This is a genomic window from Nesterenkonia aurantiaca (assembly GCF_004364585.1).
Taxonomy (GTDB): Bacteria; Actinomycetota; Actinomycetes; order Actinomycetales; family Micrococcaceae; genus Nesterenkonia; species Nesterenkonia aurantiaca.
Window position 1 is genome coordinate 82,224 of record NZ_SOAN01000005.1, and the last position, 14,269, is coordinate 96,492.

At 67.6% G+C, this 14,269-nt stretch carries 13 protein-coding genes; 9 read left to right on the top strand and 4 right to left on the bottom strand.

Features of this window, described 5'->3' with window-relative positions; genetic code table 11:
- The first annotated feature begins 126 nt into the window (after positions 1-126).
- Positions 127-762, top strand: a complete 636-nt coding sequence (locus EV640_RS07625; protein ID WP_133726179.1) for a sigma-70 family RNA polymerase sigma factor — start codon at positions 127-129, stop codon at positions 760-762.
- The gene (gene rsrA / locus EV640_RS07630; protein ID WP_369797203.1) at positions 759-1,103 is read left to right on the top strand and encodes a mycothiol system anti-sigma-R factor; all 345 of its coding nucleotides are present in this window, start codon (positions 759-761) and stop codon (positions 1,101-1,103) included. The genes EV640_RS07625 and rsrA overlap by 4 nt, the downstream gene beginning before the upstream one ends.
- A gap of 193 nt (positions 1,104-1,296) precedes the next feature.
- Here the strand turns inward: rsrA and EV640_RS14035 are convergent, their stop codons facing one another.
- The 3 genes from EV640_RS14035 to EV640_RS07640 are packed head-to-tail and all read right to left on the bottom strand — an operon-like array spanning position 1,297 to position 6,027.
- On the bottom strand, positions 1,297-1,371 hold the full coding sequence (locus tag EV640_RS14035) for a 50S ribosomal protein bL37 (RefSeq protein ID WP_369699669.1): 75 nt from the start codon (positions 1,369-1,371) through the stop codon (positions 1,297-1,299).
- Positions 1,372-1,402: 31 nt separating this feature from the next.
- Positions 1,403-2,062: a GDSL-type esterase/lipase family protein gene (locus EV640_RS07635; RefSeq protein ID WP_051501103.1), complete on the bottom strand. Its 660-nt coding sequence runs from the start codon at positions 2,060-2,062 to the stop codon at positions 1,403-1,405.
- Between the two features lie 5 nt (positions 2,063-2,067).
- A complete protein-coding gene (locus EV640_RS07640) occupies positions 2,068-6,027 on the bottom strand; it encodes a multifunctional oxoglutarate decarboxylase/oxoglutarate dehydrogenase thiamine pyrophosphate-binding subunit/dihydrolipoyllysine-residue succinyltransferase subunit (RefSeq protein ID WP_133726180.1) in 3,960 nt (1,319 codons plus the stop codon).
- A 218-nt stretch (positions 6,028-6,245) separates the two neighbouring features.
- On the opposite strand from EV640_RS07640, the gene guaB1 reads away from it, so the two are divergent.
- The 6 genes from guaB1 to EV640_RS07670 all read left to right on the top strand — a co-directional run bounded on the left by guaB1 (position 6,246) and on the right by EV640_RS07670 (position 13,270).
- Entirely contained in the window at positions 6,246-7,706 is a 1,461-nt protein-coding gene (guaB1, locus tag EV640_RS07645) for a GMP reductase (protein ID WP_133726181.1), read from the top strand.
- 136 nt (positions 7,707-7,842) lie between these two features.
- Positions 7,843-9,243, top strand: a complete 1,401-nt coding sequence (locus tag EV640_RS07650; protein WP_133726182.1) for a hemolysin family protein — start codon at positions 7,843-7,845, stop codon at positions 9,241-9,243.
- The gene (locus EV640_RS07655; protein WP_036474967.1) at positions 9,240-10,319 is read left to right on the top strand and encodes a hemolysin family protein; all 1,080 of its coding nucleotides are present in this window, start codon (positions 9,240-9,242) and stop codon (positions 10,317-10,319) included. The genes EV640_RS07650 and EV640_RS07655 overlap by 4 nt, the downstream gene beginning before the upstream one ends.
- A gap of 119 nt (positions 10,320-10,438) precedes the next feature.
- The gene (locus EV640_RS07660) at positions 10,439-11,530 is read left to right on the top strand and encodes a metal ABC transporter substrate-binding protein (protein WP_166645887.1); all 1,092 of its coding nucleotides are present in this window, start codon (positions 10,439-10,441) and stop codon (positions 11,528-11,530) included.
- A gap of 7 nt (positions 11,531-11,537) precedes the next feature.
- On the top strand, positions 11,538-12,404 hold the full coding sequence (locus EV640_RS07665) for a metal ABC transporter ATP-binding protein (protein WP_084479524.1): 867 nt from the start codon (positions 11,538-11,540) through the stop codon (positions 12,402-12,404).
- Complete coding sequence (locus EV640_RS07670; protein WP_133726257.1) at positions 12,404-13,270, top strand: metal ABC transporter permease; 867 nt, start codon at positions 12,404-12,406, stop codon at positions 13,268-13,270. The genes EV640_RS07665 and EV640_RS07670 overlap by 1 nt, the downstream gene beginning before the upstream one ends.
- Before the next feature lie 100 nt (positions 13,271-13,370).
- On the opposite strand, the gene EV640_RS07675 is transcribed toward EV640_RS07670, so the two are convergent.
- Positions 13,371-13,796, bottom strand: coding sequence for a Fur family transcriptional regulator (locus EV640_RS07675; protein WP_036474962.1), 426 nt, complete (start codon positions 13,794-13,796; stop codon positions 13,371-13,373).
- A gap of 38 nt (positions 13,797-13,834) precedes the next feature.
- On the opposite strand from EV640_RS07675, the gene EV640_RS07680 reads away from it, so the two are divergent.
- Complete coding sequence (locus tag EV640_RS07680; RefSeq protein ID WP_036474960.1) at positions 13,835-14,269, top strand: HIT family protein; 435 nt, start codon at positions 13,835-13,837, stop codon at positions 14,267-14,269.

Consider the following 14,269-nt stretch of genomic DNA (forward strand, 5'->3'; position numbering starts at 1 on the left):
AATGCACAGCGTGGCGTCGTCGTTGTGCCCGGTATGACCACGCCGACACTCAGCCCGATGCGCCCCCGCGCTCCCACGCGTGAGGTCCGACGGCCGGTGGGCGCTGTGCGAGTAGACTCGTCAGTGATGGAAAAGCCCGCAGCCACCGGCCCCGACGCTGATTCAAGCAGCGTCGACGTCGCCGAAGAGACCGAACAGCAGCGTCGCGTGCGTTTTGAGAGCGAGGCTCTCCAGTACGTGGACCAGCTCTACTCCGCCGCCATGCGGATGACGCGCAATCCGCAGGATGCTGAGGACCTTGTGCAGGAGGCCTATACCAAGGCCTACTCCGCATTCCACCAGTACAAGCCCGGCACCAATCTCAAGGCCTGGCTCTACCGGATCCTGACCAACACCTATATCAACATCTACCGCAAGAAGCAGCGTCAGCCGCTTCAGGCCAACACGGACACCGTGGAGGACTGGCAGATGGCCCAGGCCGCGGAGCACACCTCCTCGGGTCTGCGCTCGGCCGAGGCGGAGGCGCTGGACCATCTGCCGGATTCCGACGTCAAGGACGCGCTGCAGCAGATCCCCGAGGAGTTCCGCCTGGCGGTCTACTTCTCCGACGTCGAGGGCTTCGCCTATAAAGAGGTCGCCGAGATCATGAACATCCCGATCGGTACGGTGATGTCGCGGCTGCATCGCGGCCGGAAGCTGCTGCGCGAACTACTCAGTGACTATGCCCGCGAACGTGGCTTCAAGAAGCAGGAGGCCAAATGATGAACGACGAAGATCGTAACCAGGCCACCGAGGTCAGCCCCGGCAGATGGCTGGATGAGAACTGCAAAGACGGTGACTGCAGCGAGAAGCAGATCCGCATGGAGCGCATCTATGAGTACGCCGACGGTGCGCTGAGCCGAGAGGACATCGGTGAGGTCGAGGCCCACCTGCATGCCTGCCCGGAATGCGCCAACGACTACGACCTGGAGTGCATCATCCGCACCGTGGTCCGCCGTTCCTGCGCCGAGCGCGCACCAGAGACCCTGAAGGTCACGATCCTGGAGCGGATCAGCCAGATCCGCCTCCAGGCCGGGCACCAGCAGGACGACGAACGGCCCTGACTCTGAAACGGCCCTGACTCTGAACGGCCCTGACTCTGAAACGGCCCTGACTCAGAACCAGCGGCAGACCTGGGCCCGGCATCCGGCCCTGAGCACGACAGAACCCCTGCAGAGAAGCTCTGCAGGGGTTCTGTGTGTTCTGCGCCGCCGCTGTTATCGCGTCAGCCGCAGCAAGAGCCTCGGACCACTGAGATCAGGAGTTGGGGCGCTTGCCGTGGTTGGCGTTCTTCTTGCGACGAGCGCTGCGCTTGCGTCCACGCTTGCTCATGATGAACTCCTTTCGTCGGCTGGAGGTAATTCTAGGCCACGGGCTCCTGGAGCCCTAACCACGGATACCACCCGCGGTGCAGCACCAGCCAGGCGATCAGGCCGTATCCGGCCTGGCCGGGCAGACCGCCGTTGCCGGCGAGGTCGCTGCGCCACTGTTCGTGGCCGACCAGGGGAGTGTAGGCGTCCACGTAGACATGTGACCGACGTGAGGCCACATCCCGGTAGGCGGCGTTGAGCTCGGAGATCCTCTGGTTGCGCTCGGCATCCAGGGTCGGGACCGGCCCAAGCACCAGGCATCGGATGCCTTCCTGGGAGGCCCGGTCCAAGATGTTGGCCAGATTCAGCCGGGACCGAGCCGAGGAGGTCGCGCTGTAGAGATCCGTGTCGTTGAGCGCAATCACCAGATGGCGCTCCGGGGTGCCGCCGTCGAGCGTGGCACCGGAGAACCGGGCGACGGTCTCGTCCTGCCACCGTTCGGAGAGCGCTTCGGTGCCCTCACCGGGCATGGCCAGGGCGTAGTGCTCCAGGGTGAGTCCGTCGATCGGGGTCTTCGAGATGACCCGACCGAACCACCCCAGCGCGCGGGGGTCGCCGACGCCGCTGAGCAGCTCGTCGCCCAGGGCGACGATGCGCACATGGCGCCGGTGACCGGAGGCTGCGGCTCTGAGATCCTGAGTGGAATGTTCCATCCGGTTCACAGGTCCAGGTGCGGGAAGGCCTTGCTGAGCAGGCCCTCCAGCTCCTTGGCGTGACGCTTCGCCTGCCCCACCGAGGTGGCGGCAGACTCAGCGCGCGAGACCAGCTTGAGGTCCTGCTTCAACAGCGGACGCAGGTTCATGCCGAGGAACGGCCATGGACCCTGGTTGACCGGCTCGTCCTGGGCGTAGACGACCTCCTCGGCCGAGGAGTAGCGGTCCAACTCGGCCTGCAGCTCTTCCACGGGCATGGGGTAGAGCTGTTCGAGCCGGACGATCGCGGTGGCCTCGTCCTTGTGCTTGTTCCGGGTGGCGACCAGATCGTAGTAGAGCCGGCCCGAGACGATCAGGACGCGCTTGACCTTCGAGGCGTCCACGTCCCGGTCCGGGATCACCTCCTGGAAGGTGCCCGTGGTGAAGTCCTCCACCGAGTTCGCCGCGGCCTTGAGCCGGAGCAGCTGCTTAGGGGAGAAGACGATCAGGGGGCGACGTGGACGCGCCACAGCCTGCCGCCGGAGCAGGTGGAAGTAGTTCGCCCCCGATGAGGGCAGCACCACCGTCATGTTGTCCTCCGCGCAGAGCTGCAGGAAGCGCTCGGGCCGACCTGATGAATGGTCCGGTCCCTGGCCCTCATAGCCGTGCGGCAACAGCATGACCACCGAGGAGTTCTGGCCCCACTTCTGCTGGGCCGTGGCGATGAACTCATCGATGATGATCTGGGCGCCGTTGACGAAGTCGCCGAACTGAGCCTCCCAGAGCACCAGCGCATTCGGGTTCTCCACGGAGTAGCCGTATTCGAAGCCCAGCGCGCCGTATTCGGAGAGCAGCGAGTCATAGATGAAGAACCGGGCCTGATCCTCGGTGAGGTTCTTCAGCGGGTACCACTCGTCGCCGTTGACCCGGTCGTGGAAGACCGCGTGGCGCTGCACGAAGGTGCCGCGGCGCGAGTCCTGACCGGCCAGGCGCACCTCGGTGCCCTCCATGAGCAGCGAGCCGAAGGCCGCGACCTCTGCGAAGCCCCAGTCGATGCCGCCTTCGCGGGCCATCTTGGCCCGCTTCTCCAGCAGCGACTTCAGCTTCGGGTGCGGGGTGAAGCTCTCCGGGATGTTGGTGTGGACCTCACCGATGTGGGCGAGGGCGTCCTCGCTGATCTTGGTGTCGTCACCTGCACGGTCGGGGGTGCTGGTCTCGTCCTCCGAGGCGGTCGGTGCCATGCCCCGGGTGCCGGAGGCATCGGGGTCGGCCGTGGAGATCGGCTGGGTCTGGGCGGCGTGGGTCTCGGTGAAGACCCGCTCCAGCCGCTGCCGGAAGTCGCGCAGCGCCTGGTCGGCCTCTTCCTGGGTGATGTCGCCACGTCCGACCAGCGCCTCGGTGTAGAGCCGGCGCGTGGTGCGCTTGGCCTCCACCAGGTTGTACATCTTGGGCTGGGTCATCGAGGGATCGTCACCCTCGTTGTGCCCGCGTCGGCGGTAGCAGACCAGGTCGATCACGACGTCCTTGTTGAACCGCTGGCGGTACCGGAAGGACAGCTGGGCCACGCGGGCCACGGACTCCGGGTCATCGGCGTTGACGTGGAAGATCGGCGCCTGGATGGCCTTGGCCATGTCCGTGGAGTAGGTCATGGATCGGGCGGCCGAGGGTGCGGTGGTGAAGCCGACCTGGTTGTTCACCACCACGTGCACGGTGCCTCCGGTGCGGTAGCCGCGCAGCTGGGACATGTTCAGCGTCTCCGCGACCACGCCCTGACCTGCGAACGCCGCGTCGCCGTGGACCAGCAGCGGCATCACGGAGAAGGAGTCCAGCGCATCTGCGCCCTGGTTGATCCGGTCCTGCTTGGCGCGCACCACACCTTCGAGGACCGGGTTGACGGCCTCCAGGTGTGAGGGGTTCGCGGCCAGGTAGACGCTGGTGGAGTTGCCGCGGTCCGAGGTGAAGGAGCCGCGGGTGCCCAGGTGGTATTTCACATCGCCGGAGCCGGTGCCGGCCTCGCGGCCCTCGAACTCGCGGAAGACCTGGGCGTGGGTCTTGCCGGCGATGTTGGTGAGCACATTGATGCGTCCGCGGTGGGCCATGCCGATTGCGACCTCGTCGAGGCCCTCATCGGCTGCCTCGGAGAGGATCGTGTCCAGCAGCGGGATCAGCGATTCGCCGCCTTCGAGCGAGAAGCGCTTCTGGCCGACGAACTTGGTCTGCAGGAAGGTCTCGAACGCCTCGGCGGCGTTGAGCCGGCCCAGGATTCGGAACTGCTCGTCCCGGGTGGGCTTCTCGTAGGGGTGCTCGATCTCGTCCTGGAACCACTGGCGTTCCTCCGGGGACTGGATGTGCATGTACTCCACACCGGTGCTGCGGCAGTAGGTGTCGCGCAGCACGCCCAGGATGTTGCGCAGCGGAAGCATCGAATTGCCGCCGAAGCCGCCGGTGGGCCATTCCCGGTCCAGGTCCCAGAGGGTCAGGCCGTGGGTCTCGATGTCGAGGTCCGGGTGGCTGCGCATCTGGTACTCCAGCGGGTCCACCGAGGCCATCAGGTGACCGCGCACCCGGTAGGAGTGGATCAGCTGCTGGATCCTGGCGACCTTGTTGATCTGGTCCTCAGGGTTGACCTGGATGTCGGCGGACCAGTGGATCGGCTCATAGGGGATCCGGAGCGCTTCGAAGATCTCCTCGTAGAACCCGTGCTTGCCCAGCAGGTACTCGTGGATGGTCTTGAGGAACTCCCCGGACCCGGCGCCCTGGATGACGCGGTGGTCATAGGTGGAGGTCAGCGTGATGACCTTGGAGACCGCGAGGTTGTTCAGCGTCTTCTCCGAGGCGCCCTGGAACTCGGCGGGGTACTCCAGCGCACCCACGCCCACGATCACGGCCTGGCCTTTGGAGAGCCGAGGCACCGAGTGCACGGTACCGATCCCGCCGGGGTTGGTCAGTGAGACGGTGGTCCCGGCGTAGTCCCCGGGGGTGAGCTTATTGTCCCGAGCGCGCTTGACCACGTCGTCGTAGGCGGCCCAGAACTCGGTGAAGCTCATCTCCTCCGCGGCCTTCATGTTCGGCACCACCAGCGCGCGGGTGCCGTCGGGACGGGGCATGTCGATGGCCAGGCCGAAGTTCACATGGGCCGGGTGCACGGCCACCGGCTTGTTGTCCTGCACGTCGTAGGTGACATTCATCGACGGGTGCTGGCGCAGTGCCTTCAGCAGCGCGTAGCCGATCACGTGGGTGAAGGAGACCTTGCCGCCGCGGGTCCGCTTGAGGTGATTGTTGATCACGGTGCGGTTGTCGATGAGCAGCTTGGCCGGGATTGCGCGCACCGTGGTGGCGGTGGGCACGGTCAGCGAGGCATCCATGTTCGCCGCGATCGCCTTGGAGATGCCCTTCAGCGGCATCACCTGGTCCTGCTTCTCCTCCCTGGCCGACTCGGCCTTCGCCGCGGAGGGCTCGGAGGGAATCGGAGTGCTGGAGGATCCCTGGGACTTCTTCGTCGTCGGAGTCCGCGGCGCCACTGGCTTGCTGCCGGAGGCGCCCTTCTCGCTGGCAGGCTTCTGTGAGGCCTCCGGCTCGGCGGGCTTCGCGGTGGCCGGGGTGGTCTGCGCGGTGGAATCACGCTGATTCGCAGCGTCAGGCTTCGAATCAGCCGCCGGCTTCGCGGCCGACTTGCCGGTGGACTGCTCGGCGGACTTCTCGGAGGAGGCGCCGGTGGACTTCGCCGCACCGTTGCTGGCGGACCCGTCGGCCGCGCCGGAGTCTGAACCGGCCTTCGGCTCGGCGGGGGTGGCCGCCGTCGGCGCGGGGGCGGAAGAGGTGCCGGACGCACGGGAATCACCGTCGCCCTCGAGCTCGCGGAAGATCTCAGCCCACTTCCGATCCACCGAATCCGGATCGTCCTTGAACTTGTCGTATATGTCGGCGACCAGCCATTCGTTTCCCGGGAATTCCTCGGCAAGACGGCTGGACGTTAGCTCTGGCACTGTGGATACGCCTCTTCCATTGTGTTGTGTAGTTATCCGGCACAGCTCCGTGCACGTGGATCTTCACCTCGTCCAAGCATAGTGACTTTGTGCACCGTGTCGCCACCGGCCACGGTATCGTGTCAGGGGCCGCTGGCTCAGCGCCCCGCCGCGGCGCGGCAGCTCCGCCGGACCGACCGTGAGCATCCTCACCAGCACTACGAAGGGCGCGGATCCCCGTGAGATTCCTGAACGAACCGATCACCGATCTGACCTACTCGGACGTCTTCCTGGTCCCTTCGCGCTCCCACACCCAGTCCCGGATGAGCGTGGACCTCTCCGCCGAGGATCCCACCGGCTCCACCATCCCGGTGGTGGCCGCGAACATGACCGCCGTCACCGGGCGCCGCATGGTCGAGACCATGGCGCGCCGCGGCGGACTCGGCGTGCTGCCCCAGGACGTCCCGCTCGAGGTCATCCGACAGGTCACCGACTGGGTCAAGTCCTGTCACCCGGTGCTGGAGACCGCCCTGAAGGTCCAGCCCAACGACACGATGCTCGACGTGCTGCACCTCTTGGACAAGCGCAACCACGACGCGGTCTGCGTGGTCGACGACGATCTGCGCCTGGCTGGGGTGGTCACCGCCCAGGACGGACTCGGGGTGGACCGGTTCGCCTCCGTGGCCTCGGTGATGCGGATGCCCCCGCTGCGCGTGGCCGCCGAGGAGGTGCTCACCGACGCCGGTCTGGAGCAGGCCTTCACCGCGATGGACGCGGCCGGGGCCGGCTACGCCCCGGTGACCACCTCCGACGGCACGCTGGTCGGGGTGCTGACCCCGCGGGGAGCGCTGCGCTCCACGCTCTACCGGCCCAACCTCGACGCGGACTCCCGGCTGAAGGTCGCCGCAGCGGTGGGCATCAACGGCGACGTCGCCGGCAAGGCCGAGGCGCTGCTCGGCGCCGGGGTCGACGTGTTGGTGGTCGACACCGCCCACGGGCACCAGCAGAAGATGTTCGAGGCGCTGGGCACGGTGCGCGCTGCTGTGGATGCCTCCGGCCTGCGCGTCCCGATAGTGGCAGGCAACGTGGTCACCGCAGACGGGGTGCGTGAGCTCATCGAAGGCGGCGCCGACATCGCGAAGGTCGGCGTCGGGCCTGGAGCGATGTGCACCACCCGGATGATGACCGCGGTGGGACGCCCGCAGTTCTCCGCGGTGCTCGAATGCGCCGCGGCCGCCCGCGAGCTGGGCAAGCATGTCTGGGCCGACGGGGGAGTGCGCTACCCGCGCGACATCGCCCTGGCACTGGCTGCCGGGGCTTCCCAGGTGATGGTCGGATCCTGGTTCGCCGGGACCTACGAGTCCCCCGGGGACATGCTCACCGGAGTCGACGGACGCCGCTACAAGGAGAGCTTCGGGATGGCCTCCTCGCGGGCCGTGCAGAACCGCTCCGCCGCCGAGAGCGCCTTCGCGCGCGCCCGGAAGTCGATCTTCGAGGAGGGCATCTCCACCTCCCAGATGTACCTGGACCCGGCGAAGCCCGGCGTCGAGGACCTGTTGGACTCGATCACCGCCGGGGTGCGCTCCGCGATGACCTACGCGGGAGCCGACTCGCTGCATGAGTTCCGCCAGCGCGCCGTCGCCGGGGTGCAGTCGGCGGCCGGATACGAGGAGGGCAAGCCGCTTTCCGGTTCCTGGTGACCCAGACTGTAAGCTCTGACATCTCATGGAGCATCGACAACCTGGCCGCGGCCCGCGCCCGACCCACGCCCGTCACCTGATCCGCCTGCGGCCCCTGCCCTCGCTGCCGCCCCTCGGCCGGAGGTGGCTGCGCTAAGTGGACCTGTTGCTTCTGGGCCTCGGATTCCTGCTGATCCTGGGCACCGGGTTCTTCGTCGCCGTCGAATTCTCGCTGGTCGCCCTGGACCAGCCCACCGTGGCGCATGCGATGGATCGCGGTGACAAGTCCGCCCCGGCGGTGATGCGCTGCCTGAAGTCGCTTTCCACGCAGCTGTCCTCCTGTCAGCTGGGGATCACCCTGACCACGCTGCTCACCGGCTACGTGGCCGAACCGGCGCTGGGTGCGCTGCTGGCAGGCCCGCTCGACGCGCTCGGTGTGCCCGAGCAGGCGCTCTCCGCGGTCTCGCTGACCCTGGCCCTGATCATCGCGACCATGGTGACCATGATCATCGGCGAGCTGGTCCCGAAGAACCTCGCGATCGCCGAGGCCTACCGCGTGGCCCGGGTGCTGGCCCGCCCGCAGCTGGCGTTCACCGCGGTCTTCCGGCCGCTGATCACCGTGCTCAACGGCTTCTCCAACAAGGTCCTGCATCGCTTCGGACTGGAGGTCAAGGAGGAGCTCTCCGGGGCTCGCACGCCCGAGGAGCTGTCCTCGATGGTGCGCCGCTCGGCCATGCTGGGCACCCTCGAGGAGGGCACCGCCACCTTCCTGGACCGCACCCTGCGCTTCTCCGACCAGACCGCCGCCGACGTGATGACCCCGCGCCCCCGCATGGCCAGCGTCGACGCCGACGCCTCCCTGGAGACGCTGATCGATCTGGCCCGGCAGACCGGGTTCTCCCGCTTCCCGGTCCTGGGTGAGAGCGTCGACGACGTCCGCGGGGTGACCCACGTGAAGAAGGCCGTGGCCGTGCCCCGGGAGAAGCGCCAGGGTCTGGTCGCGGCCACCGTGATGTCCGAGATCACCCGGGTCCCGGAGACCATTCACCTCGATGCGCTGCTCCCGGTGCTGCGCGAGGCCTCGCTGCAGGTGGCCATCGTGGAAGACGAATACGGCGGCACCTCCGGGGTGGTGACCCTGGAGGACCTGATCGAGGAGATCGTCGGCGAGGTCGCCGACGAACATGACCGGATCGCCCCCGGGGTGCTGCAGAGCGCCTCCGGCGACTGGTTCTTCCCCGGGCTGCTGCGCCCCGATGAGATCAACGCCCAGATCCTGGAGCTCTCGATCCCCGAACATCCGGCCTATGAGACCGTCGCCGGGTTCATGCTACTGACCCTGGGTCGGGTGGCCGGGCCGGGAGACGCCGTGGAGGTCGACGGCGGCAGGCTGGTCGTGGTCGGGGTCGACGGCCGCCGGATCGACCGGCTCTGCTTCAGCCCGGACCCGCAGGCCCGCGACGCCGCGCTGCAGCAGGCGGCCGCCCGGGCCGAGAAGCTGGCCGAGGACCGCGCGGACCATGTCCGCCACGCCCGCGAAAGGGGTGAACGACGATGAACCCCGACCTGATGGGCATCCTCTGGCTGGTGGTCCTGCTCGGCGCCAATGCCTTCTTCGTCGGCGGCGAGTTCGCGGTGATGAGCGCCCGGCGCAGCCAGATCGAGCCCAAGGCCGAGGCTGGGTCCGCCCGGGCCAAGACCGCGCTCTACGCGATGGAACACGTCTCACAGATGCTCGCCATAGCGCAGCTGGGCATCACGGTGTGCTCGCTGCTGATCCTCATGGTCTCCGAGCCGGCGATCCACCACCTGCTCACCGACCCGCTGACCTCTTTGGGGCTGAGCTACACCGCCGCGAGCGTGATCGCCTTCGTCATCGCCCTGGCGCTGGTCTCCTTCCTGCACGTGACCATTGGCGAGATGGTGCCCAAGAACGCCGCGGTCTCTGTCGCGGACCGGGCGGTGCTGCTGCTGGCCCCGCCGCTGGTCTTCCTCTATCGGATCCTGATGCCGCTGATCTGGGTGTTGAACCTCACCGCGAACCTGGTCCTGCGCGCCTTCGGGATCACCCCGCGCGACGAGGTGGTCTCCACCTTCACCTTGGAGGAGATGGAATCGATCGTGGCCGAGTCCAAGCGCGGCGGCACGGTGCGCGACGACGCCGGGATCATCGCCGGCGCCATGCAGTTCAGCGACTACACCGCGGCCGAGGTGATGATCCCGGTGGATGAGGTGATCACCGTGCCAGCGGACGTCACGCCACGAAAGGTGGAGAAGGCGGTGGGGCGCACCGGGTTCTCTCGCTTCGTCACCGCCGACGACCAGGACGTCTACACCGGCTACGTGCACCTCAAGGACGTGATGAGCCTGCCCGCGGCCGCCTCTGCGGAGCCGATCCCGGTGACCGTGGTGCGTTCCCTGGGCAATATGGGACTGACCGACGAGATCGAGGACTGCCTGGCCCAGATGCAGCGCACCGGGTCGCACCTGGCGCGCGTGATCGACGCCGAGGGCACCACCCGGGGCATCCTGTTCCTCGAAGACGTGCTGGAGGTGCTGGTGGGAGAGATCCATGACGCCACCCAGTCCTGGGACTCCCGCAGGCGGCATACCGTGACCGCCGAGGAGAGCTGAGCCTTCCGGACGGACGGCGCACCACCGGCCTAGTTGAGATTTGTTCTCAACAAAGTCTGGACGTACGCTGTTCTCATCTGCTGGTTCTGCAGCGTCTCCCCATGAAGAAGGTACGACCCATGCCTGCCTCCCGTCTGCTTCCCTCCGCCGCCGTCCTGGGCGTCGCGACCCTGCTGCTCAGCGCCTGCGCCGGCTCTGCGGGATCGACCGAGGACGAGGACGCCTCGGCAGATCCGAGTGGGACGCTGAGCGTGATCACCTCCACCGACGTCTACGCCGACCTTGTCCAGGAGATCCTCGGCGAGACCGCCGAGGTCACCGCACTGGTGGACAACCCGGCAGCCGACCCGCACTCCTACGAGGCCACCCCGCAGGATCGACTCACCGTGGACGGCGCCGATGTCATCGTCGCCAACGGTGGCGGATACGATCCCTTCCTCACCCGACTCGCCGCCACCTCCGGGAAGGAAGATGCGGTGTACCAGCTTATCGAGGGCGATAACGCCCACGTGGAGGCTGAGGATCCCCAGGAGGATTCCTCCGAGGAAGCCCCGGCGGAAGACGCCGAGGACGAACACGCCGAGGATGAGCACGCCGAGGACGAACACGCCAAGGATGAGCACGCTGAGGAAGACGTCCACGAGGGCCATGACCACGCTGGTGAGGAAGAGTCCGGCGGATTCGTCAACGAGCACATCTGGTACGACCTCGCCGCGATGAGCGACTTCGCCCAGGACTTCAGCGCGCACATGGCAGAGGTCTCCCCGGAGAATGCCGAGCTCTATGCGGACAACGCCGCAGCCCTGGCTGAAGAGATCGACGCCCTGGACGAACGCAACCGCGCCATCGAGGCCGAGGGGATGAGCTTCCTCGCCACCGAGGCCGTCTCGCAGTTCCTGCTCACCGACGCCGGCTTCGAGGACGCCACCGATCAGCAGTTCCTCGCCGCTGTGGAACACGGCGACGACGTCTCGGCCCGGCTCTACCAGCAGGCGCTCAACGCCGCGGCGGACCAGGAGATCGACCTGCTCTCCTACAACCCGCAGACCGAGACCAACCAGTCCGCGCAGATCCGAGAGGCCGCCGAAGGCGCCGACGTCGCCGTCCTGGACTTCAACGAGACCATCCCGGACGAGCACGGCTCCTACCTGGAGTGGATGGAGGCCAACATCGACGCGGTTGAGACCGTGGTCGAGGAGTCGCGTGGCTGAGGCGCCCATGGCTGAGCTTTCCAACCCCGAGAGCCCCAAGACCGGGCCTTCCAGGACCGAGCCCTTCGCAACCGGGCCGCTGGTGCGGCTTCGCGACGCGAGTGTGGGATTCAGCGGTCGCACCCTCTGGGAAGGACTCGACCTCGACCTCGCGCCGGGGGAGTTCCTGGCCGTGCTGGGGCCCAACGGCGCCGGCAAATCCACGTTCCTGAAGGTGCTGCTGGGACTGAACCGACTCACCTCGGGAACGGCCGAGATCGCCGGTGCCCCGGTGCGCCGCGGCAGCAGCCGGGTCGGCTACATCCCGCAGCAGCAGACCATGCCCGAGGAGACCCCGCTGCGCGCCCGAGACATGGTCGCACTGGGTCTGGACGGGCACCGATTCGGCATCCGGCTGCATCCCCGCCGGCTGCGCCGCAGGGTCGATGAGCTTCTCGAGGCAGTGGGCGCCACCGCCTATGCGGACATGCCGGTGGGTCTGCTCTCCGGTGGCGAGCAGCAGCGCCTGCGGGCCGCTCAGGCGCTGGCCTCGAACCCCGCCGTGCTGCTCTGCGACGAGCCGCTGCACTCGCTGGACCTGAACCATCAGCAGGCGGTCACCGAGCTCATCCGCCGCCAGGCCGTGGAGCGCGGTTCCGCGGTGGTCTTCGTGACCCACGAGATCAACCCGGTGATCGAGCACGTGGACCGGGTGCTCTACTTCGCCCGCGGCCAGTACCGGATCGGGACCACCGCCGAGGTGATGCGCTCCGAGGTGCTCTCCGAGCTCTACGGCTCCTCCGTGGACGTCATCGAACACAAGGGCCGGCTGCTGGTCATGTCCACCCTCGACGAGAGCTGCCACTATCACCCCGAGGAGCTGGCGCTGCCATGATGGAGACGCTGACCAGCTCGTTCACCACCGAGGGCTACTGGGAGCTGTTCTCGCTGGTCCGGAACTCGGTGATCACCGCCGGTGTGCTGGGCCTGATGGGTGGCCTGATCGGGGTGTTCATCATGCTGCGCCGAACCGCCCTGGTGGTCCACGGCATCGCCGAGATCTCCTTCGCCGGAGCGGCGCTGGCACTGCTGATCGGGGTAGACGTGGTCGCCGGCTCCGCCATGGGCGCCGTGGCGGCCTCGCTGCTGATCGGGGTGCTCAGCCTCAAGGACCGCGACACCTCCGCGGTGACCGGAGTGCTGATGCCCTTCGGGCTCGGCCTTGGCATCCTCTTCCTCTCGCTCTACCAGGGGCGCAGCGCGAACAAGTTCGGGCTGCTCACCGGACAGATCGTCGGGGTGGACGATATCCAGACCCAGACCCTGGTGACCGGCGCCGTCGTGATCAGCATCGCGCTGCTGCTGATCTGGCGCCCGCTGATGTTCGCCTCGGTGGACCCGCAGCTGGCCCGGGCCCGCGGGGTCCGGGTCAACCTGCTCTCCATGGTCTTCATGGTGCTGCTGGGCGTCGCGGTCGCGATGTCGGTCCAGGTGGTCGGCGCGCTGCTGGTGCTCGCGCTGCTGGTGGTGCCGGCGGCGGCGGCGCTGAAGGTCACGGTGCGGCCCTATCTCGCCGTGCTGCTCTCGATGCTCTTCGCGCTGATCTCCTCGGTGGGCGGGATCATGCTCGCGATCACCGGCACCGTGCCGATCAGCCCCTACATCACCACGATCTCGTTTCTGATCTACGTGGTCTGTGTGCTCATCGGCCGCGGCGGACGCACCCGCCGCCGCGAAGCCGCTGCCGCGCTGACCGCCTGAGGCGGGTCTCCACCGGGCTCGCAGAATCCGCGACGCCTCGAGGTTGACCGGCACGCGAGAAGTTCAGCTGCGCTCAAGGGCTCAGCTGCACCCGAGAGAATCAGCTGCGCGCGATGGCGGCACAGCTGGCGCAGAGTCCGAAGATCTCCAGGGTGTGCCGGACCTCGGTGAAGGCATGCTCCTGCGCGAGTGCGGTCGCCCAGTCCTCGATGGCGGGGGCCTCGAACTCCACCGTCAGGCCGCAGGAGCGGCACACCAGGTGGTGGTGGTGCTCCTCGCGCTCACAGAGCCGGAAGATCGCCTCACCGTCATCGGGGCGCAGCACATCGACGAGTCCTTCCTCCTGATGCGTCTGCAGCACCCGGTACACCGTGGCCAGGGAGACCTTCTCGCCGCGCCCGTCGAGGATCCTATGCAGATCCTGGGCGCTGACGAAGTCATCCAGGGAGTGCAGCGCGGCCCAGACGGCGCGCTTCTGACGCGTGGATCGGCCGCGTGCCGGAGGGGTGGATGTGTTCTCGTTCATGCTCGCTCCAGACTAGCAGTCAGGCTTAGAGTGGATGCATGAGCACAGTCTTCAGCAAGATCATCGCCGGTGAGATCCCAGGTCGCTTCGTGTGGCAGGACGAGACCTGCGTCGGGTTCCTCTCCATCGCGCCGCTGGCCTACGGCCACACCCTGGTGGTGCCGCGGCAGGAGGTGGACAAGTGGACCGAGGCGGAGGGTCAGCTCATGGCGCATCTGTTCCAGGTCGCCCACCGCATCGGCAAGGCCCAGGTCCAGGCCTTCGGCTCCGAGCGGGCCGGACTGAGCATCGCCGGCTTCGAGGTCCCCCACCTGCACCTGCATGTCTGGCCCTCGAACTCCATGGCCGACCACAGCTTCGCCCAGGCCGAGGACGACCCGGACCAGTCCCGGATGGAGGAGTCTGCCGAGAAGCTGCGCGTGGCGCTGCGCCTGATGGGCGATGCCGAGCACGTGCCCGCCGAGCAGGACTGA

Coding starts and splice junctions, on each gene's coding strand:
- EV640_RS07625 (WP_133726179.1), top strand. CDS start 127: ATGGAAAAGCCCGCAGCCACCGGCCCCGACGCTGATTCAAGCAGCGTC.
- rsrA (WP_369797203.1), top strand. CDS start 759: ATGATGAACGACGAAGATCGTAACCAGGCCACCGAGGTCAGCCCCGGC.
- EV640_RS07635 (WP_051501103.1), bottom strand. CDS start 2,062: ATGGAACATTCCACTCAGGATCTCAGAGCCGCAGCCTCCGGTCACCGG.
- EV640_RS07655 (WP_036474967.1), top strand. CDS start 9,240: ATGAACCCCGACCTGATGGGCATCCTCTGGCTGGTGGTCCTGCTCGGC.
- EV640_RS07660 (WP_166645887.1), top strand. CDS start 10,439: ATGCCTGCCTCCCGTCTGCTTCCCTCCGCCGCCGTCCTGGGCGTCGCG.
- EV640_RS07665 (WP_084479524.1), top strand. CDS start 11,538: ATGGCTGAGCTTTCCAACCCCGAGAGCCCCAAGACCGGGCCTTCCAGG.
- EV640_RS07670 (WP_133726257.1), top strand. CDS start 12,404: ATGGAGACGCTGACCAGCTCGTTCACCACCGAGGGCTACTGGGAGCTG.
- EV640_RS07675 (WP_036474962.1), bottom strand. CDS start 13,796: ATGAACGAGAACACATCCACCCCTCCGGCACGCGGCCGATCCACGCGT.
- EV640_RS07680 (WP_036474960.1), top strand. CDS start 13,835: ATGAGCACAGTCTTCAGCAAGATCATCGCCGGTGAGATCCCAGGTCGC.